Annotated in this window: 21 protein-coding genes and 1 pseudogene; 8 read left to right on the top strand and 14 right to left on the bottom strand. The window is 47.1% G+C overall.

All coding sequences use genetic code 11. From position 1 onward, the window contains the following. Positions 1-792: 792 nt before the first annotated feature. Genes NDI42_RS12415 through NDI42_RS12405 form a run of 3 tightly spaced genes read right to left on the bottom strand, consistent with a single transcriptional unit; the run spans position 793 to position 1,889 of the window. On the bottom strand, positions 793-1,251 hold the full coding sequence (locus tag NDI42_RS12415) for a ferredoxin (protein WP_190452128.1): 459 nt from the start codon (positions 1,249-1,251) through the stop codon (positions 793-795). After that, on the bottom strand, positions 1,251-1,637 hold the full coding sequence (locus tag NDI42_RS12410; protein ID WP_190421620.1) for a DUF1257 domain-containing protein: 387 nt from the start codon (positions 1,635-1,637) through the stop codon (positions 1,251-1,253). Before NDI42_RS12410 ends, NDI42_RS12415 begins: the two co-directional genes overlap by 1 nt. Positions 1,638-1,679: 42 nt before the next feature. Continuing rightward, positions 1,680-1,889 carry a DUF2997 domain-containing protein gene (locus NDI42_RS12405; protein ID WP_190421675.1) on the bottom strand — a complete coding sequence of 70 codons (210 nt, stop codon included), beginning with the start codon at positions 1,887-1,889 and terminating at the stop codon, positions 1,680-1,682. A gap of 471 nt (positions 1,890-2,360) precedes the next feature. On the opposite strand from NDI42_RS12405, the gene bioU reads away from it, so the two are divergent. After that, positions 2,361-3,419 carry a (S)-8-amino-7-oxononanoate synthase BioU gene (bioU, locus tag NDI42_RS12400; RefSeq protein ID WP_242017513.1) on the top strand — a complete coding sequence of 353 codons (1,059 nt, stop codon included), beginning with the start codon at positions 2,361-2,363 and terminating at the stop codon, positions 3,417-3,419. Positions 3,420-3,488: 69 nt separating this feature from the next. On the opposite strand, the gene NDI42_RS12395 is transcribed toward bioU, so the two are convergent. From NDI42_RS12395 to NDI42_RS12380, 4 genes and pseudogenes are all read right to left on the bottom strand, one after another. Next, positions 3,489-4,076 (bottom strand): hypothetical protein, encoded by a 588-nt coding sequence (locus tag NDI42_RS12395; protein WP_190452126.1) that lies wholly within the window; start codon positions 4,074-4,076, stop codon positions 3,489-3,491. 160 nt (positions 4,077-4,236) lie between these two features. Then, positions 4,237-5,463: a type II secretion system F family protein gene (locus tag NDI42_RS12390; protein ID WP_190452124.1), complete on the bottom strand. Its 1,227-nt coding sequence runs from the start codon at positions 5,461-5,463 to the stop codon at positions 4,237-4,239. Positions 5,464-5,652: 189 nt separating this feature from the next. Next, a pseudogene (locus tag NDI42_RS12385) lies at positions 5,653-6,759 on the bottom strand (type IV pilus twitching motility protein PilT); the annotation flags it as partial. 56 nt (positions 6,760-6,815) lie between these two features. Then, a complete protein-coding gene (locus NDI42_RS12380; protein ID WP_190452122.1) occupies positions 6,816-8,807 on the bottom strand; it encodes a GspE/PulE family protein in 1,992 nt (663 codons plus the stop codon). Positions 8,808-9,632: 825 nt separating this feature from the next. Here NDI42_RS12380 and grpE point away from each other — a divergent pair. From grpE to rsgA, 6 genes are all read left to right on the top strand, one after another. Then, the gene (grpE, locus tag NDI42_RS12375) at positions 9,633-10,403 is read left to right on the top strand and encodes a nucleotide exchange factor GrpE (protein WP_190421671.1); all 771 of its coding nucleotides are present in this window, start codon (positions 9,633-9,635) and stop codon (positions 10,401-10,403) included. Then, on the top strand, positions 10,403-10,549 hold the full coding sequence (locus NDI42_RS12370; RefSeq protein WP_190421610.1) for a hypothetical protein: 147 nt from the start codon (positions 10,403-10,405) through the stop codon (positions 10,547-10,549). Before grpE ends, NDI42_RS12370 begins: the two co-directional genes overlap by 1 nt. A gap of 2 nt (positions 10,550-10,551) precedes the next feature. Further along, a complete protein-coding gene (gene dnaK / locus NDI42_RS12365; protein ID WP_190452120.1) occupies positions 10,552-12,516 on the top strand; it encodes a molecular chaperone DnaK in 1,965 nt (654 codons plus the stop codon). A gap of 98 nt (positions 12,517-12,614) precedes the next feature. Beyond that, the gene (dnaJ, locus tag NDI42_RS12360; protein WP_190442916.1) at positions 12,615-13,742 is read left to right on the top strand and encodes a molecular chaperone DnaJ; all 1,128 of its coding nucleotides are present in this window, start codon (positions 12,615-12,617) and stop codon (positions 13,740-13,742) included. After that, entirely contained in the window at positions 13,739-13,999 is a 261-nt protein-coding gene (locus NDI42_RS12355) for a sulfurtransferase TusA family protein (RefSeq protein WP_190421604.1), read from the top strand. The genes dnaJ and NDI42_RS12355 overlap by 4 nt, the downstream gene beginning before the upstream one ends. A 10-nt stretch (positions 14,000-14,009) precedes the next feature. Next, positions 14,010-15,095, top strand: a complete 1,086-nt coding sequence (gene rsgA, locus NDI42_RS12350; protein ID WP_190452113.1) for a small ribosomal subunit biogenesis GTPase RsgA — start codon at positions 14,010-14,012, stop codon at positions 15,093-15,095. Between the two features lie 37 nt (positions 15,096-15,132). Here rsgA and NDI42_RS12345 read toward each other — a convergent pair whose 3' ends face one another. The 5 genes from NDI42_RS12345 to NDI42_RS12325 all read right to left on the bottom strand — a co-directional run bounded on the left by NDI42_RS12345 (position 15,133) and on the right by NDI42_RS12325 (position 20,336). Further along, positions 15,133-15,612 carry a hypothetical protein gene (locus NDI42_RS12345; protein WP_190452111.1) on the bottom strand — a complete coding sequence of 160 codons (480 nt, stop codon included), beginning with the start codon at positions 15,610-15,612 and terminating at the stop codon, positions 15,133-15,135. A 403-nt stretch (positions 15,613-16,015) separates the two neighbouring features. After that, on the bottom strand, positions 16,016-16,912 hold the full coding sequence (locus tag NDI42_RS12340; RefSeq protein ID WP_190452108.1) for a methyltransferase domain-containing protein: 897 nt from the start codon (positions 16,910-16,912) through the stop codon (positions 16,016-16,018). 219 nt (positions 16,913-17,131) lie between these two features. Next, positions 17,132-18,361: a DUF445 domain-containing protein gene (locus NDI42_RS12335; RefSeq protein WP_190452107.1), complete on the bottom strand. Its 1,230-nt coding sequence runs from the start codon at positions 18,359-18,361 to the stop codon at positions 17,132-17,134. Positions 18,362-18,619: 258 nt separating this feature from the next. Continuing rightward, the gene (gene ubiE, locus NDI42_RS12330) at positions 18,620-19,321 is read right to left on the bottom strand and encodes a bifunctional demethylmenaquinone methyltransferase/2-methoxy-6-polyprenyl-1,4-benzoquinol methylase UbiE (protein WP_190452105.1); all 702 of its coding nucleotides are present in this window, start codon (positions 19,319-19,321) and stop codon (positions 18,620-18,622) included. Positions 19,322-19,388: 67 nt separating this feature from the next. Then, the gene (locus tag NDI42_RS12325) at positions 19,389-20,336 is read right to left on the bottom strand and encodes a response regulator (protein WP_190442908.1); all 948 of its coding nucleotides are present in this window, start codon (positions 20,334-20,336) and stop codon (positions 19,389-19,391) included. 296 nt (positions 20,337-20,632) lie between these two features. On the opposite strand from NDI42_RS12325, the gene NDI42_RS12320 reads away from it, so the two are divergent. Continuing rightward, positions 20,633-21,730 carry a RuBisCO accumulation factor 1 gene (locus tag NDI42_RS12320; protein ID WP_190452103.1) on the top strand — a complete coding sequence of 366 codons (1,098 nt, stop codon included), beginning with the start codon at positions 20,633-20,635 and terminating at the stop codon, positions 21,728-21,730. Between the two features lie 150 nt (positions 21,731-21,880). On the opposite strand, the gene NDI42_RS12315 is transcribed toward NDI42_RS12320, so the two are convergent. Both NDI42_RS12315 and NDI42_RS12310 read right to left on the bottom strand, forming a co-directional pair. Then, entirely contained in the window at positions 21,881-22,411 is a 531-nt protein-coding gene (locus tag NDI42_RS12315; protein WP_190442904.1) for a tetratricopeptide repeat protein, read from the bottom strand. 58 nt (positions 22,412-22,469) lie between these two features. After that, the gene (locus NDI42_RS12310) at positions 22,470-23,354 is read right to left on the bottom strand and encodes a transporter substrate-binding domain-containing protein (protein WP_190452100.1); all 885 of its coding nucleotides are present in this window, start codon (positions 23,352-23,354) and stop codon (positions 22,470-22,472) included. Positions 23,355-23,368 lie beyond the last annotated feature (14 nt).

Genomic DNA, 23,368 nt, shown 5'->3' with positions numbered 1-23,368 from the left:
ATCTAAACGGGCTGAGCATGATTTCTATGACCAGATTTGGTTCTCTCGCATCCGTTCATTAACCTGTCACCCTTGATCTACCAAGCATCTACAAAGATGTGTCAGGCAGTCAGGTTTGCAACTGCTCGGCAGGGGTATTGCGATAGAGAATCTGAGCAATGGTATCAATGCTCTGTTGCAGTTGTGCTTGCTCTTCTGGAGTCATCAGATCCTTGGGAGGTAGACTTCTTTCCTAGCCTAATTTTTCTCTCAAGAAGGTGACACGCACCCCGATTGGATTTCATATTCGGAGATTGTCTGCATAAAGCCCTAAAAGTTACCTAAGGTATTAATATCCTGGCATCTAGAACTATGCTCAACAATGGGGAAAATACGCGATCGCACCCGCTAACACTAACCAATTTAAGCAATTTTCGCGGCGATCGCTGCAAGTAATAGGTAGCTAATATCACTTTTTTCGCTGCCCAGCTAACAAAACTGGCACAGCGATCGCATCTTTGAAATCGCCTCAAACCAATGGTTTAAGGTTTTGGGAAAGAGAATTTTCTGCCTAAAGTTAAAAAAGCTGTCACGGCGATCGCATTTTTCAATAAACTTTAATTAATAATTATTGCTGTTCAAAAATTTTATCTAATCATAGATTAATTTCAAATATTAGTTCAGTTGGAGGCTATAGCAGTTATCCAACCACTTACCCCGCAAAAAGACACCACAGCTTATGAAGCTAAAAACCCTCAACAGCCAACTGCGGTTGAGGGTTTTTTAGGAAGACAGCCATGTGCGCGAGCTTTGCTAATTAGCTGACTTTTGCTTTTTCTTGAGCTTTTGCTGCCGCTTTTTGGTAGCAGTAACAGCATGGTCAATCGGAAATCCAGCGATGGGTATGACTTGATACTGCCGCTCTTCTTCGAGCTTTTTCAGCTCCGTGTAATCGACCCAATGGATGCAATCAACAGGACAGGTATCAATGGCTTCTTGAACTACCTCTTCTGAATCTCCATCCTGGCGAACTACACGCGATCGCCCATAGTCTGGCTCAATATAAAATGTATTCCGGGCAACATGGGCGCAGTGCTTACAACCAATACAAACTATTTCGTCAACATAGACTCCCTTTTGTCGCAGGTTGCCACCTAACTCCGGCTCCAAACCAGAACGTTCCGGTGCATCCCGCCAAATACCACCTAACTCTGGCTCTAGACCAGAACGCCCAGGAGTCTGCTCTATCCCAGAGGGTGCTTCCTCAGACATTAGGCACTCCAGCGCTGCACGACTAGGCGGATAGAACCATCTTCATTTTGTTTTTGCTCAGCAACTTGAAAGCCCTGGTTAGCAGATTCTTTGATAACCGTATGGTAAGCGTAACGCTGAGTTATTTTATTAAGAAAACGATCCACAGACCCGACTTGCTGCCAATACTGTAGGTCAGCGACCAGTTCGTATTCTTGACCATTCCAGCTAAAGCCGAGGTCAGAACCATTGTCCTGCTCAATGACAACTTCGGCAGTACGGGTCTGACCGCGATAGCCTCGTACTGTGCTAGGACCAGATTTCCAGTCAATTCCCAAGTCTGTCAAAGCAGCTTCTAAAGAAGAAAGGTTACGGATTTGAGTTTTGATGTTGCTAAAGTGTGACATGGCGGTTTTTTCAAATGAATAAAGATGGATTAAACAAAAAAATTACCATTCGCTATAAGTGGCTTGGGTTGTCGCCACCGCATTTTGCTCAACAGCTAAGGCAAAAAATTCCGAAGTTGGCTCATTAGTGAGTACCACACCAAGCTGCGCTTCAATGGCGGCAGTCACTTCAGAGCAGGAGGCCCCGATGATTCCCGTGACTTTTTCCTGCACCCGTCCATCCGGATAAATGACAAACTCTAATGATTCCATGCTCATTGCTTAAGAAATCCAAGAAGTTAGGCGGCGGCAATAACCATAGTGCTGATGTTGCCGTATAAGACATCTTTCTAGGGACTGACTCAGGGGCATCTCACTAAATTAATGTTGTTCGATTGAATCAAAGCGACGCAAAAGGTAACATAACTTAATGATTTGAGCGAGTCGTGCTTTTATTATTTGTCAGTGTCGCTTAACTTTACATCTCCGTCAAGATAGAGAATTATTTCAAAATCTGGTAAAAAAGCTTACAAGCATCTTGATCCCAGAGCTTGGCAGATGAATAGCAATAATACCTAGTCAATGAGACTGGGAATTTAGGAGTTGGTAAGAATAAATCCTCATGGTTGGAATAGGGAAAAAATTTGTTTGTTCTTTATGAACAAATTTCAGGTCTTGGATCGATTTTGGGATTGGGTCAATCAGCCTAGATAATTAAAGTTTGTTCAGTTTCGGTAAGACGCTATGAGTGTTTCCATCAATCCAACTAGCTTGCACCCCCAGCCCCTCTCTTATCAAGGGAGAGGGGAGGAAAACCCTAATCCTATTAGAGTGGGCGTTCTGGGCTTCGGGGGACTGGGGCAGGCTGCTGCCAGAGTTCTTGCACCAAAACGCGAGATGATTTTGGTGGCGGCTGCTGACCAGAAAGGCTATGCCTACGCTGCCGCAGGGTTAGATCCAGATGCCAGCATTGCGACTTATCAAGCTCAAGGTTCGCTTGGTTATTTAGAGTCAGCAGGCACCCTCAGCAGCCAGAGCATTCAAGATTTAATTGAACAAGCAAACCCCGTGGATGGCTATTTTCTGGCCCTGCCAAATTTACCCAACACCTTTATGGCATCTGTGGCGCAGCAATTTATCCAGTCAGGTTGGCGGGGTGTTCTGGTAGATGCTATGAAGCGCACGAGTGCCGTCCAACAGATGTTAGCGCTCTCTGAGGAGCTGCAAGCGGCTGGTATTACTTATATGACTGGCTGCGGTGCGACACCGGGCTTGTTGACGGCGGCAGCTGCCTTAGCCGCGCAGAGTTATTCAGAAATCCACAGCGTCAAAATTACGTTTGGGGTAGGAATTGCCAATTGGGAAGCTTACCGGGCGACTATCCGCGAGGATATTGCCCATTTACCAGGTTACGATGTGGAACGCGCCAGAGGGATGAGCGATCGCGAGGTGGAAGCGTTGTTGGATGAAACCAATGGCATCCTGACTCTGGAGAATATGGAACACGCCGATGATGTGATGCTGGAACTAGCGGGAATTGTTGAACGCGATCGCGTCACAGTGGGCGGCGTTGTTGATACCCGCAATCCCAAAAAACCGCTCAGCACTAATGTCCAAGTAACGGGACGCACCTTTGAGGGCAAAATTTCCACCCATACCTTCACCCTTGGGGATGAAACCAGTATGGCAGCAAATGTTTGCGGACCTGCCTTCGGTTATCTCAAAGCTGGCGTAGCGTTGCATCGGCGAGGCATCTACGGTTTGTTTACCGCTGCCGAAGTCATGCCGCAATTTGTAAAATAGAAAGGCAAAAAGCTAATTGCTAATTGTTTTTTATTAGCATTAGCAATTAGCTTTTGTTACTTTTTGCCTTTATGAAGCTGGTGGACTTTTCGGCAAGAAGGTTTCCGATGTCTCCTCTTCAATATCCAAGGTTGGTGTCTGGATGACAAAGGGGAAGCTTGCCCCCATTAAGCCCCGCTTAATCCTTTCTGGAGTTTCTTCAAAGACTACGAATAGGGGATAAATCTTTTGTGCACCCTCGCTGAAAATGTGCTTATATCGGTGAGGCATCACCCATTCATAATCTTTATCTAGCCAAACTTGAGTTTGCCGCCAGCGACTCAGCAAGTCGGAAAAGTCTTCTTGAGGACGGTGGATAAAGATAAATATTTCCACCCCCATTTTGATTTTCCACTCTGGATCGCACATCAAAATTGCGACATCAGAAGGCAGGCGAATTGCTTCATCTGTGTGCGTGACAACGCCGATATCTCCCTTTGGTACGTTGTGGCGAATACGCACTATTGGCAGAGGTATAGCGATCGCGCTTTCGTCAGCTCGCCGCATACTAGGAATCATCTCTAGATATGGGCGGTACTGCTTGAGCAATGCGATCGCGCCTGAGTGGTTACTGTACTCCGCCAAACTAGCTTCGTAATGGGATTGTTTAACAGACATATTTTTATTTTGAATTTTATCTCGGAACATTTTTGATTATGTCCCTCAAAAAGCATAAGACAAAAGACACAAAAAATCAGAAATATTGGATTTCAAATAAATATCAAAATCTATTTTACCCTTCATCCTTTCTTTTGCCTTTTGCCTTTTGCCTTTTTATTTAGCCTAGTTTGTCAAACACTGCAAACATCGGTAGATACATTGACAGCAAAATCACCGCTACCATCCCGGCTAACACTACCATCATGATAGGTTCGAGAATGCTGGTGAGTGCTTTCACAGCTTGCTCCACCTCATCTTCATAGAAGTCTGCCACTTTCATCATCATGGCATCTAACTGACCAGTTTCTTCCCCAATACTAATCATTTGAATTGCTAGAACTGGGAAAACCTGCTCTTTTTGCAAAGCTAAGCTCATCATGCCACCCTGTTGAATGTCCAGCTTAGCTGCATCCACTGCATTCGCAATTACCTGGTTTCCGGCCGTATCTCTAACAATGTCCATACAAGTTAGAATTGGCACCCCAGAACGAGTCAAGGTGCCAAAAATGCGGCAAAAACGAGCGACGCATGATTTTTCATTTAAGTCACCCAACAGCGGCATTTTCAAGAAAAAACGATCCATAGTCAGACGACCAACGGGTGTCTTGTAGTACCATCTGTAGACGATGGAGATAATTATCACAGCAGCTATGGGAATGATAATCCTCCAACTTCTAAGAATTCCGCTGATCCACAGCATGAACAAAGTTAGCGCGGGTAATTCTGTTCCCAAATCTTGGAAAATGCCTGCAAAAATTGGGATCAAAAACACCGTCATACAGATAAATACAACGACTGCCAAAAATCCCACAGCCATTGGGTAAGCCATAGCCCCTTTGATTTGGTTTTGCAGTCGCGCCATATCCTCTAGTACCTTGGCTAAGCGGTTGAGTACCTCATCAAGGACACCTCCAACCTCACCAGCTTGTACCATACTGACGTAGAGATTATCGAAGCACTCCGGATGTTTACGCATGGCATCAGAGAGATTGACACCCTGCTGCACCTCAGCGCTAATTTCCACTAAAGCTTTTTTCAGCTTAGGATTGCTGCATTGCTCAGATAAAACGCCCAGACATCTAACAATAGCCACACCCGCATTCACCATAGCGGCAAATTGACGGGAAAAGACGGCTTTGTCCTTGACTGTAACTGAGGCTAAGGAAGTTTTAATGTCTTCCAGGCTTAATTTGCTGATGTCAAAGCTTTTACTTTCTCTAATATTTCCAACAGAAACCCACTTTTCGCGAAAGGCATCACGCGCATTAGCAACGGAGTCGGCAACAATTTTGTCTTTTTTAGCGGCTCCTGTAGAGTCACGCACATCAGCAATGTAGGTAGGCATAGCTCACCTCTGGATGAGAGAAGAAAGGTTAATGAGAGAATGAAAGGCGATCGCATATCGCCTGTTACGGTAGGATGAAGGTCAGAATTGGGAAAGATAAAGCTAGATGGAAGAATCTGATTGAGAGTTGATTCTTTTTTGTTCTTCCTTTCTTTCTTTAGCCTTCATTCCTCAGCCTTCATCCTTTAATTATCGAGCGCCTGCTTTGGCTCCGGCTGGAGCTGCACCGATGATCCGCTGTAGTTCGTCAGGTTTAGACGATTTGCCCATCGCCGCTTCAAAGGAGATGGAACCAGCTTTAACGTAGTTAGCTAGAGCCTGTTCCATCGTCTGCATCCCCAATTTTGCTCCGGTCTGGATTGCCGAGTAAATTTGAGCGGTTTTGCCTTCTCGAATCAAGTTAGCGATCGCAGGTGTCACAAGCATAATTTCCTGAGCCATAACCCGACCATATTCACCGGCTTTCGGGTTATGCTTAGGCACCAAACATTGGCTGAAGACTGCCAACAATGAACCAGACAACTGAGCGCGGATTTGCGGCTGTTGCTCTGGAGGAAACACGTCCAGTATCCGGTCGATGGTGCCAGCTGCTGAGCTGGTGTGCAACGTACCGAACACCAAGTGACCAGTTTCAGCGGCTGAAACTGCTAGAGAAATCGTCTCCAGGTCGCGCATTTCCCCCACCAGAATAATATCTGGGTCTTCCCGGAGCGCCGCTTTCAAGGCATTAGCGAAGCTCTTGGTATCTTCGCCTTTTTGACGCTGGTGAAACAAGCTCTTGATGTTCGGGAAAACATATTCAATCGGGTCTTCCACTGTTAAGATGTGTTCCGCCCGCGTCCGGTTGATCAAGTCGATCATCGCAGCGAGAGTGGTGGTTTTCCCGGAACCCGTCTGTCCTGTCACCAGTACCAATCCCCTCGGTCTGTGAGTCAATTCCCGTACAACATCTGGCAAACCCAGTTGATCAAAGTTAGGAATTTTAGAAGACAAAGCTCTCAGACACGCTGCGTAGTAACCCCGTTCTTTGTAAACATTGACCCGGAAGCGAGCTAAACCTTTTACCCCATAAGAGCAATCCAGTTCCCAGTTTTGTTCCAAATCTTTACGCTGCGTGTTGTTCAGCATACTAAAAATTAGTTTCTGGCACTCTTGGGGGGGAAGCGGCTCGGTACCGATAGGGGTCAATTTCCCACTGATGCGGAAGTATACTGGCGCTCCTGCTTGGAGGTGCATATCTGAGCCACCCATTTCGATGAGTTGCTCCATCAAGTCTTCAATCATTAATTCCATTAGGCTGTCTCCTTTGTTTGTCCGTTGCTAATTGCTAATTGCTAGTTTGTTTAGTGCGTTTAGTCTGCAAAGCGAGGTGTCATACAGTAAGGACAATCTAACCACTCTGGTTTTAACTCAGCAGTGCAAGTTTTACACTCAAGACCGCTCTTGCGCTTGGCTTTAAGTTCTGCCTCCAGACCGGCATCAGTAAACGTTACCCGTTCTACTTCTTCAAGAGTGGTATGGCCTTCGCGTACCAGCTGTAAGCTGTATGCCAACAAGGTCTTCATTCCCTGTTCCACAGCCAGTTCTTTTATGCGCTCTGTGGGCGCACCTTGGCTGATTAAGGTTTGCAGCTCCTCGGTCACGCGCATGACTTCATAGACACCTACGCGACCTTTGTAGCCAATACCATTACATTTTTGGCATAAGTTGCCTTGGGCTTTGGCTTCCTTAGCTTCATCGGGTGCTAAGGTGTTGGCTTTGTAGAAGGTAATATCTTCAAGGTTAGAAGCCGATAGACCAAATCGCTCCAGTTCAGCTTTGCTGGGGGTATAGGAATCGCGACAATCGCTACAAACGCGCCTCATCAGACGTTGTGCTAAGACTCCAATCAAGGAACCGGATACCATGAATGGCTCGATGCCCATTTCGTCTAAGCGAGCGATCGCACCGGCTGCATCATTGGTGTGTAGCGTTGTCAGTACCAAGTGTCCGGTAAGTGCTGCTTCAATTGCCGTTTTTGCCGTTTCTTTGTCCCGCGTCTCGCCCACCAGAATCACATCCGGGTCTTGTCGCATGAACGCCCGCAAAATCGAAGAAAAGTCCATTCCCTTTTCTCGAATCACCTGCACCTGAGTAATCCCCGGCAAGGCATACTCGATCGGGTCTTCCGCCGTACTGATATTAATTCCCGGATCGTTCCGTTCTGCCAAAACTGAGTATAAGGTGGTAGACTTACCAGACCCGGTTGGCCCTGTCACCAAAATTAAGCCAAAGGGACGGCTTGCCATCTCTCTGACAATATCTAGGGATTCTTGATCGGAAATTAATTTATCCAAACCCAGCTGAGTAGCAGAGTTATCCAAAATCCGCAATACTACCTTTTCACCGTAGCGACTAGGTAAGGTGTTCACCCGAAAGTCAACTTTGCGTCCCTCAAACACCCGCCGGATACGACCATCTTGAGGCATCCGCCGCTCGGCGATGTCTAGCTCAGCAATAATTTTGAAGCGGGCAGTGACAGCTGGGATGATTTGTTTGGGCAAGTGATCGAAGGCTTGCTGTAACACCCCATCTTTACGAAAGCGAATGCGTAAGTATTCTTCTTGGGGTTCAACGTGAATGTCTGAAACCTTTTCTTGCAGAGCCTTGAGGAGGATTTTATTGACCAAGTTAATGATCGGTTTATCTTCTGCCTGCTCCTTACTGATGTCACCATCATCTTCATCAGGTGCATCTTCTAAAACGCCAAAACTTTCAATAACGTCTGAGACATCAGTCTGCTTTTGAAGTCGAGCTGCTTCCTCGTTTTTTACTTTTTCATCTCGATATTGGTTAATCAGATGCAAATAGTCTTCCCGCGTAATCACCATTCGCTGCAACCCAATTCCTTGAGGTCGCAAGATGCGGTTAAGGTCGTCTTGAGCGGCTAGATTATCGGGATCGACCATTGCCACTAGCACAGAGGGCGGCTCGGAGTCGTTTTTGGATAATGGCACCAGTTGATAGCGACTACAAATATCAATTGGAATCAGGGTTTCAATCAAAGCGCGCAGCTGCCCAGTCGGAATCTGGCTGATTTCCGGATCTAGCGATTCCACACCGTAAAGTATTTTTAGCTCAAACAGCTGTTGTTTTTTGTATTGGCGCAGTAAATCTGGGGGCAAAGCCCGCCCTGTAATCGATTCTAGGACTTCTGTTAGGGGTCTACCAGACTTCCGGCTTTCGACCATAGCCTGCCGCATCTGGTCGGCATCAACTAAGCCCTGCTGAATCACCTTCATGCCGAAGGGCGAAAATTCGTTGCGGACAGCAAGGGCGCGATTTCGTGGTGAAGATTGAGTCATAGAGGCGCGATCATACCTTATATTACAGATTGTTCCCAAAACGATCAGCAAAATTGCAATTTTTCAGTTAAAACTACTTTGTTGTTGGGCAACCAAGTTGGGGCTGTTCCAGGCAGCAGTATTAAAGACCATGCCTTCATCCATTTTGAGCGGTTACGGTGCTTTTATGGGAAAAGCACCGCTTTCAAAGCAGATGGTGCTTTCAAGAGTAGTAAGCAGTAATACCTGTAGAACGGTGCTGTAAGTTTAAGATGTAAGACAAGCCGGAGGATTTTGATTCCGGGATGGCTTAAATATTGGTGTCAGCACAAACGCTTTTATTTGTCTAGGGATGCAACATTCTCGATGATAGCCAAAAGCCCAGTATTACGAGCAAGATTGTTTTAATATATTATTTTGCAATAAAACCATAGTGGAATGTCTAGATTCTCGTATCTGGTAGGCGCGCTTAATTCATGGGCATAAGCGGATTCGTTACACTAATGTTACACAAGTCCAGTTTATACTAGCGTATTACGCCCAAATGCCAGCGGAGGGAGTAGGTTGGCTCAAGTGCCAATAAAAGCGCCCTGATATCGGTTGCATAACTTGTTAGTTTTAGACAAGTAAAGCGATCGCAGTGTCCAAAAGTGTTGGCATGATGCCCTGGAACACTATTCTAGAAAAAGGAGGTTCCTGTCGCACCCTTTTACCAATTATTCCGATCTACTCCGGCTGCGGGCCACTGACCCAGATTCCTTATCATAAGATGGTACGGGCGATAGTCAAGACAGGACTAACAAACAAGCAAGTGTGAGCAGTCTCAAAACTTGGGATGAGAGCCGAATGAACGAGGAAGAAAATCAGCAAGATAACACTTCACTTCGGGTTGATGACCCAATGGTGGTAGAGGGAATGGGGAATGAACCATTATCTGAAACAGGAAACATGAGTGGAGAACTGGATTTAGACGTGCAAGTAGAAGGCGACCAAGTATCTGATGCGGTACCAGAAGCCTCTGCAACATCAAGGGAAGCCGAAGCCGATCAAAACGCACAAGAGGGCGATTCATCTGCTAGTGAGGCATTGAAGCGGGAACTAGAGGCAACCAGAGCGCAGCTGGAAGAGCGCACCCAGCAGTGCGAGTCTTTCAAAACGCAGTATATGAGGATTGCGGCAGATTTTGAAAATTTCCGCAAGCGGAACCTCAAAGAAAAAGAAGACTCGGAGGTGCAAGTAAAACGCGCCATGATAACAGAATTACTGCCAGTGGTAGATAATTTTGAAAGGGCGCGATCGCAAATCAAACCCCAAACAGACGGAGAATGGAGCATTCACAAAAGCTACCAAGGGGTATACAAACAGCTGGCAGACGGACTCAAGCGCATTGGAGTATCTCCAATGCGTCCGGAAGGACAAGAATTTGATCCGAATCTCCACGAAGCGGTGATGCGCGAACCAACTGATGAATATCCAGAAGGAGCCGTGATCGAACAGCTGGTGCGGGGATACTTTATAGGCGATCGCGTCTTGCGCCACGCCCTAGTTAAAGTTGCTGCGGCTCGTGACCCCGTGGTACCCTCAGAGGAAGGCAATCGGTCAGAGCAGGAAAGTTAATGGACTTTGACGCACTGGATCGACGCTTATTGGCATTAGTAATTACAATCAAGTTGATGGAAATCTTGGGCGAAGTCAGAATCGTCCAAGGTAAACAATTTAACGGTTACTCAACAAATCTTCTTGCACACCTTCACTACAGCTAGCTATGGGAAAAGTCATTGGCATCGACCTCGGCACGACCAATAGTTGCGTGGCTGTTTTAGAGGGGGGTCAACCGATCGTCATCTCTAACACAGAAGGTGGAAGAACGACCCCTAGTATGGTGGGATTTGGGAAAGGGGGCGATCGCTTAGTAGGACAACTGGCAAAGCGGCAAGCTGTAACCAATGCGGAAAACACAGTTTACAGCATCAAACGCTTTATCGGTCGCCGCTGGGATGACACCGAAATAGAGCGATCGCGCGTACCCTACACCTGCATTAAAGGTCGGGACGATACCGTTGATGTTCAGATTCGGGGACGCAACTACACCCCTCAGGAAATCTCCGCGATGATCCTGCAAAAACTCAAGCAGGATGCCGAAAACTTTCTGGGCGAACAAGTAGATCAGGCAGTAATCACCGTACCTGCCTACTTTACAGATGCCCAGCGGCAAGCCACAAAAGATGCTGGAACCATTGCCGGTCTGGAAGTTCTACGGATCATCAACGAACCCACAGCAGCTGCACTTGCCTACGGACTGGATAAACAAGATCAAGAACAGCGCATCCTGGTATTTGACTTAGGCGGCGGTACCTTCGACGTTTCCGTTTTGCAACTCGGTGATGGCGTTTTTGAAGTCAAAGCCACAAGCGGTAACAACCATCTAGGTGGAGATGACTTTGACAACTGCATCGTCCTCTGGATGATAGAAAACTTCAAAAAGCAAGAGAAAATTGACCTAGCAACCGATAAAATGGCTCTCCAGCGGCTGCGAGAAGCCGCTGAAAAAGCCAAAATTGAGCTTTCCAACATGGGCAGCACCTCCATAAATTTGCCCTTCATCACCGCCGATGACACCGGGCCAAAACATTTGGAGACGGAACTAAGCCGCGCCCAGTTTGAAGAACTGGTAAATTATCTGGTAGAAGGCACAATTGAGCCAGTTAGTCAAGCGATTAAGGACAGTGGTTTAACGCCAAATGAAATTGACCGCATTATCCTGGTGGGAGGTTCCACCCGGATTCCAGCCGTTCAGGATGCTATCAAGAAGTTTTTTGGCGGCAAAACACCGGATCGCTCAGTCAACCCCGACGAAGCAGTAGCATTGGGAGCAGCAATTCAAGGCGGCGTATTAAGCGGCGAAGTTGAGGATCTGCTGCTATTAGACGTTGCCCCCCTGAGCTTGGGTATCGAAACTTTGGGAGAAGTGTTCACAAAAATTATTGAACGCAATACCACAATTCCCACCACAAAATCCCAAGTCTTTTCCACCGCCACAGACGGACAAACAAGCGTGGAAATTCACGTCTTGCAGGGTGAACGGGCAATGGCTCGTGACAACAAAAGTTTGGGGAAATTCCTCCTGGCAGGAATTCCCCCTGCCCCCAGAGGCGTACCCCAAATTGAAGTGTCCTTTGAAATCGGCGTTGACGGGATTCTCAAAGTATTAGCTCAAGACAAAGGTACTGGGCGAGAGCAGAGTATCCGAATTACCAATACAGGCGGCTTGAGTGCCACCGAAGTTGAACGGATGCGGCTAGAAGCTGAAACCTTCGCCGAAGACGACCGTCGTCGGGTGCAAGTGGTTGAGTTGAAAAACCAGCTTGATAGCCTGTTCTACAGCTATGAATCGACGTTAAATGACAACGGGGATCTCATTAGCGAGGATTTGAAGACGCAGGTGAATCAAAAGGGTATACAGGCACGAACCGCACTGGCGAATCCCTCGATTAGTGTTGAGGAAATAAAACAGCAAATTGAAGAGTTTCAACAGGCGCTGTTTGCTATTGGGGCTGCTGTTTACCAGAAAGCTAACAACGGACGCGAGTCAGTGGAGGATTACGAGAGTGTAGAAGGTGGTATACCCCCATTCCAAAACACGCCTGACGGCACAATAAACGAAGAAGACGATTTCATCAATTTTGATGATGACAATACTGTAACTGCTGACTACGAAGCAGTTGACTAAAAGAGTTAGGAGTTAAGGGCTAGGAATTAATAACTCATAACTCCTAACTCCTAACTCCTAACTTTCATCAACCCCTATCCCCAACCAAGCAGCGTTCTATGGCCCGCGACTACTATGAAATTCTCGGGGTTTCCCGTGACACAGATAAAGAAGAAATTAAGCGTGCCTACCGCCGTCTGGCTCGAAAGTATCACCCAGACGTAAATAAAGAGCCAGGGGCGGAAGAACGCTTTAAAGAAATTAACCGAGCCTACGAAGTCCTTTCGGAACCAGAGACACGCGCCCGCTACGACCGCTTTGGTGAGGCAGGAGTGGCTTCTGGTGTCGGTGCAGGCCCAGATTTAGGCGATATGGGCAACTTTGCCGATATCTTTGAAAGCTTCTTCAGCGGTTTTGCTGGCGGGATGGGTCAGACAGCGACCAGGAAACGCAGCGGCCCAGTTCGCGGTGACGACTTGCGCTTGGATCTGAAATTGGAATTCCGGGAAGCTGTATTTGGGGGGGAAAAAGAAATTCGGATTCCCCATTTGGAAACCTGTAATGTCTGCAATGGTGTTGGTGCTAAACCGGGAACGCGAGCCAAAACCTGTCCCACGTGCACCGGTTCCGGTCAAGTGCGCCGCGCTACTAGGACACCTTTCGGTAGCTTTACTCAAGTTTCTGTGTGTCCCAGCTGTAACGGCGAAGGACAGGTGATTGAGGAAAAGTGTGAAGGGTGTGGTGGCAACGGTAGAAAACAGGAAACTAAGAAGCTGAAAATTACCATCCCTCCGGGAGTAGATAATGGAACTCGCTTGCGAGTTTCTAAAGAAGGAGACGCTGGTTTGCGCGGTGGCCCTCCGGGAGATTTGTACGTTTATTTGTTTGTCGAGGAAGACGCAGAGTTTCAGCGCGATGGGATTAACGTCCTGTCAGAAATTAAGATTAGCTACTTGCAGGCGATTTTAGGTTGTCGTCTGGAAGTTAATACAGTTGATGGGCCAGTAGAATTGACGATTCCGTCTGGAACACAGCCGAATACGGTGCAGACGCTGGAAAACCACGGTGTGCCTAAGTTAGGAAACCCGGTGAGTCGGGGAGATCAACTGATTACGGTGGGAATTGATATTCCGACTCGGATTACGGCTGAGGAAAGGGAACTGCTGGAGAAATTAGCTAAAATAAAAGGTGATCGCACTGGCAAAGGAGGGATAGAAGGATTCTTGGGAGGATTCTTCAAGGGATGAACAATCCAACAGCTTCGCTAGGTCTGCCAGACGAAGAGATGGATTTGCGTGGGACACCTTGCCCGATTAATTTTGTCCGCACTAAACTACGTTTGGAAAAAATGGCACCGGGAGCCTTGTTAGAAGTGTGGCTAGATCCAGGGGAACCGATAGAGCAAGTTCCTGATAGTTTAGCAATGGCAGGCTACACGGTAGAGCAAGTTGAAGACCGTGCTGGCTTTTTTGCGCTGAAGGTGCGTCGTCCCCATGAGTTATGAGTTATGAGTTATGAGTTCTGAGTTAGAAGAACCACTCAGCACTCAAAACTCAGCACTCAGCACTGTGTTGGGTACTGTGTTGGCTGTGCAGGCAAATTTCTATCAGGTGAGGTTGGAGGAGAGTCGGGACGCAATTCAGGAATTGCTGTGTACTAGGCGATCGCGTCTGAAAAAAATTGGTCAGAAGGTGATGGTGGGCGATCGCGTAATCGTTGAGGAACCAGATTGGGCTGGCGGACGAGGCGCGATTTCGCAAGTTTTGCCCCGCCAAACGGAACTGGATCGTCCCCCAATTGCCAATGCTAATCAAATTTTGCTGGTTTTTGCTTTGGCAGATCCACCGCTAGATCCCTACCAACTCAGTAAATTTCTCGTGAAGGCCGAATCTACGGATTTGGATGTCTGTCTTTGTCTCAATAAAAGCGATTTAGTCTCACAGGAGCAAGTCCAGCAGTGGCGCGATCGCTTGCACGGATGGGGCTACCAACCTATCTTTATCAGCGTGCATACTCGCATGGGGATGGACGAACTGCAAACCCAGCTCAATGACAAAATTACTGTCTTTGCTGGACTTTCTGGAGTTGGAAAGTCTAGCATCGTAAACTATTTTATTGAAGATGTCAATTTGAGAGTTGCGGAAGTTTCTGGGAAACTCAGCCGGGGTCGTCACACGACGCGACACGTAGAACTGTTTGAACTACCGACTGGTGGACTGCTGGCAGATACTCCAGGTTTCAATCAGCCAGACTTGGACTGTGTGCCAGAGGAGTTAGTCGAGTATTTTCCCGAAGCGCAGAAGCGGCTAGAAGTGGGAAGATGTCAATTTAGCGACTGTCTGCACCGCGATGAGCCGAATTGTGCAGTTAGGGGAGATTGGGAGCGTTACGAGCATTATCTAGATTTTTTGGAAGATGCGATCGCTCGCAGGGAACATCTCCACCAACAATCTGATCCCGATGCCGCCATGAAGGAGAAAACCAAAGGCAAAGGGCAAAACCAATACGAACCCAGGCTGAACACTAAAAAATATCGTCGTCCTTCCCGTCGCACTCAACAGCAAGCGCTACAAGAATTTTATCAAGACCCGGATAATTGATGTCAGCGATCGCTAGGAAACCAAACTTGATAGGGATTTAAGAGTTTTCTGGCGGTTCATCCTGGTTATCAAAGTTTTTTTCAGGATAACCGCAAATCTGCATCAGGTTCTCTTGGCTGATGCCTAACGCATTCTCCAAGTCCATTAGCTCATTTACCGTTGGTAAAGCACCATCCAGAAATTCCTTAAGTCGTCGCACTGGAATATCTGAAAGCTCATCCACTGCAATCAAGTCTTTAGCTACCAGCAAGCTTGCAAATGTGAGCGGCTCCCTCGAAAGGAATATCTCACCCCTGCCCAGTGCCTCTAGTAAAGCTGAGGCGTCACTATATCGCCCATGTCCAAAACTGTGTCGCGGCACATCAGCCAGTGCCTCTAGTAAAGCTGAGGCGTCACTATATCCCCAGAATTTGAATAGCCTGCCAATACCATCCCGCGCTATTTGTGTGAGGCTGAAGTTCCAGCGCTTTTTTAGATTGTCATCGCCAGCGGCTGAAACGCCTTTTACGCGAGGCATACAGTTCCTCTACTTAAACATACTTCAATCTTAATCCCAATCCCTTTCAAGACAGCTAAGTTGCCCTACCTGAGAACCTGAACCACAACCGACAGGAAGTTTCAATCCCTGATAGGGATTTAGGAGTTTTCCGGCCTGCCGATATCTGAAAAACTTACTGTATGTAGTTTTCGAGGTGCAATTGCGTCAACCTGTGGAATATTATCATCCTGGCGCGGATTAGGCAAGAATCTCATTTAGTGAAAACGCCTAAAAAGCTTGGTACGAGAGCAATACAGCAGATGCGTCAACCGTAAAATTAGATTGCATCAGTTAAATCCTTACACACAGAAGGATTCAGCCATTTTTTAGCTTTGGTGAATTTTAACACCTACAGGTTGACGCATTGAACTAAAAATCGCGCCTATGATTGACGCTTAGCTACCCAATCGCGGCGCTGTGCTTGATTGCCACCCAAATCGACACTACCCGCGATCGCATCCTCCTGAATTTTCCCATCAAACTGCATTGTTACCTCAGTTCCATTCACCGACTCGACGGTCTTGAAGCTGAGACGATCACCTGTTAACTTGGCATCAGTTAACTTGATTATGCGATCGCCTATACTTAGGGTTCCCTTGACTCGCTGGAACTCTTGGGTTAATTGCAGCTTGTAACGTTCTTCACCAGAAGCCGTTGGCATATTCCATTCCCAAGTTCCCGATACTTGTGCTGGAACCACCCAGTAGTAAACCAGGTGCGGACGCGAACCTACCTGCACCAGTTCAGTTTGATCCGGTTTCCATTCCCTCATATCGAACTGGTGGGAGACAAGGCGCGTCCCCGGTTTGAGTTGGAGTAAAGTAGGTCGCAGCTGCAAATTAACTTTAGGCAACAGGTAAAGTGTGATTACTGTAGCTGGGGTGAGGTCAGTTTTGAATAAATCTTGCTCAATAAACCTGACGCGATCTCTTACACCCGCCGATATAGCATTTTCCCTACTCTCCACAACTAGCCGCGTGTTAAGCTCTACACCAACACCCTTCGCGCCGAGTTTCGCCGCTTCGATAACCAGTCTTCCATCGCCAGAACCGAGATCGTAGACGACATCATCTTTGGTAACACTCGCCAGTTGCAACATTTTTGTTACCACCTCTTTAGGCGTTGGCACATACGGCACATCTTTCTGTGCTAGAACCTCCTCCGACAGTGGTGCAGGTTCAGCTTGCGAGACGGGTGCCAATTGGCTCTCTCTCCAGATGAAGACGCTGCTAACACCCACACACAACACCAAAAAGCCAAAGATTCGCTTCAAACGCATAGCAAGTGATGACCTTTGTGAATGCGATACTTCTCCTTATCTTGCCAGATGCGATCGCTTGTGAACACTTGGATTCCTACTCCCAAAGATTTCCTCAGATGACGCAAGCGTTGGCGAAAGAATCATTAACTTGTTTAAGGTAGTATTTAACGGGTTTCTAATCCGGGTTGATAAATCCCGTTCCATGCACCAAAATGCGATGGGATTGAAATGCACACGCTAGCGCAGCAGCAGCACAACCGTCTGGAACAACCCCACTACAAACCCCAAAATGCCGCCTAAATTCACAATAGCTTGCAACTCATTTTTCACAATTCCTTGAATTGATGTTTCCAGTTCTGCCGCAGATGTCGCCTTCACTCGGTCAATAATTACCTGATCGATATTCAAAATGGGAATTACTTGAGCGACAATATCTTCTAAATCTCGCTCCAAATAACGCTCTAAAACCAAAGCCAATTCTTTGCTGACCACTCCCAAAGAATTAGTTATAGCCGCAGAAGTTCGCAACCGATTAAGCAGCAACGAGGCAATATTTTCCCAGTCTAAAGATTGACTCAATCCCTGCATTAATTCAGTGCCACGCTCTTGAACATATTGGCGGACACCATCGCGTAGAGTTTTACGCAGCTGTCGCACTGTTGAAACTGGCAAATTTTGTAAAGAGAGATTTTGCAGCCATTCTTGCAAGCGTTGTCGAATCGCTAAAGAAACTATTAACTCCGCAAGACGTGCATTACTCGCCTCTTTTTCATCCAGGCAAAACGTCCGCAAGCGGGTTAGTGTATTGCGAAGACCAAACAAATTCGCCACTACCCAGTAAGTACCACTGGCCTTTTCTCGAAAGCCTTCATCAATAATTTGAATATTGCGATCTGTCAAGAAATCTACTATAGTTTGCCGCAAAACATCTGGTGGTAGTACCACCTGCAATATCCAATCAGAAAGCTTTTTAGCTTGGTCTTCGCTAAGCTGAAAATCCAGTAAAATCTGGTCAAAAATTTGGTTTAATTGAGCTTCGAGAAAATCTTCGCGGCGAGCTAAAACTTTAATAATGCGGGGTAAGGACTGACCGAGCAAATCTCGAAGAATTCCAGCTAGAACTTTGCTGGTTTTCTGCGATTTATCCGGTTTAATTTGCTCTAGTGCTAGTTTGAGCAACCAGAGAATTGCCGCCTGAACGCGCTCTGTATGCAACAGCCGCCGCGCCAGGTTTTGCAGTTCTTGTGGTGTCAGCAGCGACCCCATAATTGTCGCAGAAACCCGATTAGCTAGGCGCTCTTGATTTCGGGGAATCAAGCCGGGAGTGAAAGGTACGCGCCGCCCTCCTATGTAAAGAGTACGATAGGGGCGGAATAACATTTTAATAGCAATATCGTTGGTGAAATAGCCAATAATTGCACCAACTATGGGGGGGCTGACGTAAAGCCAGAAGTTAGACCAATTCAAGGTAACGATCCAGTTAGACAGGGCTTAGGGGTAGGGGAGTGAGTAGGCGAGGAGTTTTATTAACTCTAATTCACGCCGAGTGCAACTTTCAGTCTTTGTCTCACCTCTTTTAAAAGGCGGCTAGGCAGGATATTGTCGCTTATGTCTAGCGTTTCGATCCCTCTAACCCTCTTTACAAGCGGCTGCTCAGAAAAAGCTGCATATCGCGCTAATTTATAACGCTTAACTCTTAACTCTCCACTCCCCCTAATTCCCATATTAGGCTTTGGCTACGACTAAAACGCCCATCATCCCACTAGCAATTTGATAGTGAGTAGCTTTGTCAAATCCAGCTTGACGGGCTAAATGAACTTGTTCGCTGCCTATGGGAAATTTATCTAGGCTGGGACTAATGTAGGCGTATTCTTCGGTCAATCCTAGTTCTTTGGCATTTGGGACGACGATGTTATCCAGATACCACTGCTGAAAGCTTCGCAGTAGGGGACTGCTGGGGCGATGGAAGTCTAATATAGCGGCTTTGGCACCAGGCTTGAGGACGCGGTGCAGCTCTTGGAGACACCGGGGAATATTAGTGACGTTGCGGAGTCCGTAGCCCATTGTGGCGCAGTCGAAGTGGCTGTCGGGAAAGGGGAGATTTAGTGCGTCTGCTTCGATCCAGGTGATGGGTAGAGGCGGGTGTTGATTTTGGGAGCGTTGGCGAGCGATCGCTAACTGCTCTGATGAAAAATCTACCCCAAAAACTTGCCCGGTTTCTCCGACGCGCTGCGCCACTAGCTGGGCTAGATCGCCACTGCCACAGCATACATCCAAGCAAACATCACCAATACTTAAATCAATCCACTTCACCGTCATCAGCTTCCAGACGCGATGCTGCCCTAAACTCAAGCGATCGTTAAGCTGGTCGTAAACTGGGGCAATGCGGTCAAATATGGCTTGAATTTGCTTTTGGTCAGTAGTCATTAGTCTGTTGCTAATTGCTAATTGTTTAAAAGCCATTAGCCATTAGCCAATGACTAATGACCAATGACTACTTATGGTATCGGGTACTGGTGAGGACTAGACCAACTTGCTGCGCCGATAAGTGAATCAGTTTCAGCTCATCTTCTCGCAATTTGCAGGGGCGCTTCCACTGGAGTGATAGCACCGCCAGCACTTCACCCCGATAGACGATAGGGATAACTAGATGCGCCTGAAGACCTGAAGCTTGGTATTGGTCAATACCAGCTGGAACCGTATTTCCCGGAGCATTCACCCAAGCCTGAACTTGTCGGGATGCGATCGCCTCCTCTACTCTGGGGTCTAAAGATAGCCAGTTTTCTGTGTCAAGAGCGGAACTGTAAATTCCTTGAGCCGCAGTCAGCGCCTCACCCTCCACCAGCTGCAAAATGCAGCCATCTGCCCAAAAGCTCTTGCCAAAAGCATCAGCAATTGGCTCTAGCGTCGCTTCTAAGCTGGGGGACTCCTGTGCTACCTGCACAATTGTTGCTAGAAGTGCTGTTTGCGCCTGAGCGCGATGCAGTTCCTCTGTGCGTTGCTTCAACAAATCGTAAGTATCTGCTGCCCGTTGCACCACGGCTTTGAGTTCATTGGGGTCCCAAGGCTTGGTGATGTACTTGTAAACTTGTCCAGAGTTAATCGCTTCTACCAAATCCTCAACGTCTGTAAAACCCGTGAGGATGATTCGCACCGTATCTGGGAACTTGGGAACTGTTCTGCTCAAAAATTCGGTTCCCTTCATTTCTGGCATCCGTTGGTCAGAGATAATTACGGCAACTTCCCCTTCTGCTGACAAAACTTCCAGGGCGTGAATACCGCTTTCGGCTCTCAGAACGTTGAAATCTCGGCGGAAAGTGCGGTAGAGCAGATCGAGATTATCTGGCTCATCGTCTACCACCAACATCTTAGGCTTTTTTGGTCGCTCTAGACTCATTAACTGACGGCTGATAGTATCAAGATCCGTAATAGCATTGTCCATAAAGATACAATAAACTCTTGGTCAACTTCTTGGTGCAGATTCGGACGTACAAATCATTTTTTACTAGAGGCTAATTATTAGTAACATTTTTGTAACGAAGAATGTAACCAGGAATTTACGGTTTTTGGCTAATCGAAGGGACACTGGGAACTGGGAACTGGGGACTGGGGGCTGGGGATTCCCAATTCTCAATTCTCAATTTTAAATTCTCAATTTCTAAATTAGTGACCCGAACGCGATACATTGAAGAACGTCGCTTGTAACTTGATAGCTTGTGAAAGCTCCTTGCGGTAATTATGACTGAAACATCCTCCTCAGACACTCCCGATCGTAACCCTCAACCAGAGCAAGCGAAAGAGAATATTGAAGATTTACTGCTTAGTCTTCGGCGCAAAGAAGGCAGCTGGGTTGAGTGGGGACAAGCCTGTGCCACATTGCAAAAAGCAGGTTACACTCCCCAGGCGATTTTTGAGGCAACTGGTTTTGAGCCTATACAGCAGAATCAAGTTATTGTCGGCTCTCAAGTTTATACGTCATTGGTGAATGGTGAAGCGTCCCTGGAAGCGCGATCGCATTATTTTCGCAAAGGTAGCGATATTTTGTATGAATTGCGTATTCTTACCCAGCTAGAACGAGTTGCGACGGCAGAATTTATATTATCCAGAAATCTGGATGCCGATGTTGCCCGTGAAGTCGCAAAAGACGTGAAAGAGCTTTCCCGGATGCGGACGTTACCGCAGGGATTTTCTAACCATCCCGGAGATGCGGTAGCCTACCAATATTGGAGACGGGCAAAACAACAAACGGATTTAGCAGAGCGATCGCGTTTTATTGCTCGTGGCTTAATGTTCGCCCACAGCCAAAGCGCCCGACAACAGATAGAACAGCTGCTTACTGAAGTTGTAGGCACTTCCAAGCGTAAAGCCCCCATTTTACCCGTATATCGGCAGGACGAAGACGAGCAACAACCCCGCATAATCCCAGTAGCGGGTGTCCTCCCCCTAAAATCCGCTAACTTGCAAAATATCCCGCTAGTCGAACCAATTAAGCCATTCGAGCTAGTGAAGATATCTTGGAATGGATCTTGGGTTTCTCTACCCGGTTGGCAAGTCGTTTTGAAAGCCCAAGAGCCAGTAGTAATTCTCTGCAATAGTAGCTATTTACCCAATCAATTAAGTAGCACTTCTGAACCAATCCTGCTGCTGATAGATCGAGCTAAACAGGAATGGGATGCTGATAGCTACTTTTTATTTGAAGAGTCAGGAGAATTGCAATTTCAGTGGTTCCCAGATGCTCCCAGTTTCCCTCTTTTAGGACAAGTTATCTTGGTGCTGCGTCCGAAAAAAATTCTGGATGAAGAAATGAGCAAGGATCAATGGGAACTTGAAGATTAGTCATTGGTCATTAGCCATTTGTAAAAACGCCTGACGACTAAAGTCGCATCTACACAAAAAAAGCCCGCCTGCGCGGGCTTTTTCTATAGCCTCTGTAGGTAGGCTTGGTTTATGTAGCCACAGGCTAGATTCTGCGGGGTATATTTGCAATTAACTGGAGGGAACCAACCTTCTGCGTAAGGATTCGGCGCGACGCTTGGCAGTAGGATTGTTCGGTGCGTGTTTGAGCGATTCCTCATACATTTCTAAGGCTTGAGAAGTTAATTTCTTCTTCTCATAAACATGGCCCAGGTTATTGAGCGCTGTGACATAATCTGGATCTAGCTTCAAGGCTTCTTTGTAGTTGCGAATTGCTACGTCATACTGCTCTTGAGAGAAGTTAGCAAAGCCAAGAGCATTGTATACAGGCGCGAGGTTTTCTGATTCAGCATCTTCAGCTTTTAGGGCTTTTTGAAACTGGTTTATCGCCTGCACGTACAATTTTTTATCGAGATAGATGCTGCCCAGTTCGTAATACTCTTGAGTTGTGCCTTGGTTATCTTTCAGATTCTTTTGCAGCCGCGAGAGGGCGCTTTCAATTTTGCGAGTTTTGAAAATCTGGCGCACAATTGCCACAGCAGCAGCACCAAGCAGTACCAGCAAGAACGAGAGGTAGAAAATTGGCAGAATTTCGTTATCCATGCCCTTCCATTAGATAGATTAAAATTTTGCTTCTAACTTTATTATGATGAGATGCGATTCATCGTGTCTGGAACCGTGGAGTATCGCTCTGAGGTAGCCCCCAATACTTAATCCGTTCCTGTAGCCATCCTTCTGCCTTCCAACGGGCGATCGCATCATTCACCCGCTGCCGCAAACTATCGTACTGCAATCCCTTGGGCATTACTACAGCTAAGGGTTCTCCTGAGAGTCGCACACTTAGTAGTCGGTACTCAGGATACTCCTGCACCCAGCCTGTGAGAACGCTGGCATCGGCGGCAAAGGCACTGGCACCACCTGATTCTAGAAGCGATCGCGCCTCTTCATAAGAATCTACACCAACCAACTCAACTTGTGGTATAATAAACCGCACCTGCGAAATCGTATCAGAACCTTTCAGGACGGCAATCTTTTGATTTTGCACATCATCTAGCTTCTGTAAAGATGCGTCCTTGGTAACTAAGGCAGTGCCATCCAGATAGTAGGGAAGGCTGAAGTTAACTAAGCGATCGCGCGATGAAGTTGCCGTTACTCTGGCAATCGTCAGATCGACTTTACCCTCCAGCACCACTGAGACGCGATCGCGGTTTGCCACTGGCTGCAACCTCACCGCATCCAGTTTCCCCAGAATTTCCGCCGCCAAACGCCGAGCCAAGTCAATTTCTAACCCTTGCAGTTTGCCACTGGCATCTGTGAAACCTAAAGGGCGCACATTGTCTTTAACTGCAACAATTAGATAGCCACGCTCCTGAATATCTTTGAGTTCAGCGGCATGAGAAGAGGCGATACCCCCAACCACCCACCAACAAATTTTTCTGATTTCTCCCCCGCCAGCGCGGGAGTCGGAGGGGGTGGGGGGTTGCAAAAGGCACAAAGAAAAAGAAAATAGGCAAAAGGCAATAGGCAAAATTAATTTATCCTTCATCCTTTTGCCTTCAT

Source organism: Funiculus sociatus GB2-C1, assembly GCF_039962115.1.
GTDB classification, from domain to species: Bacteria; Cyanobacteriota; Cyanobacteriia; order Cyanobacteriales; family FACHB-T130; genus Funiculus; species Funiculus sociatus.
The sequence above is the reverse complement of the archived record's forward strand: the minus strand, read 5'-3'. Positions and strand labels throughout refer to the sequence as shown.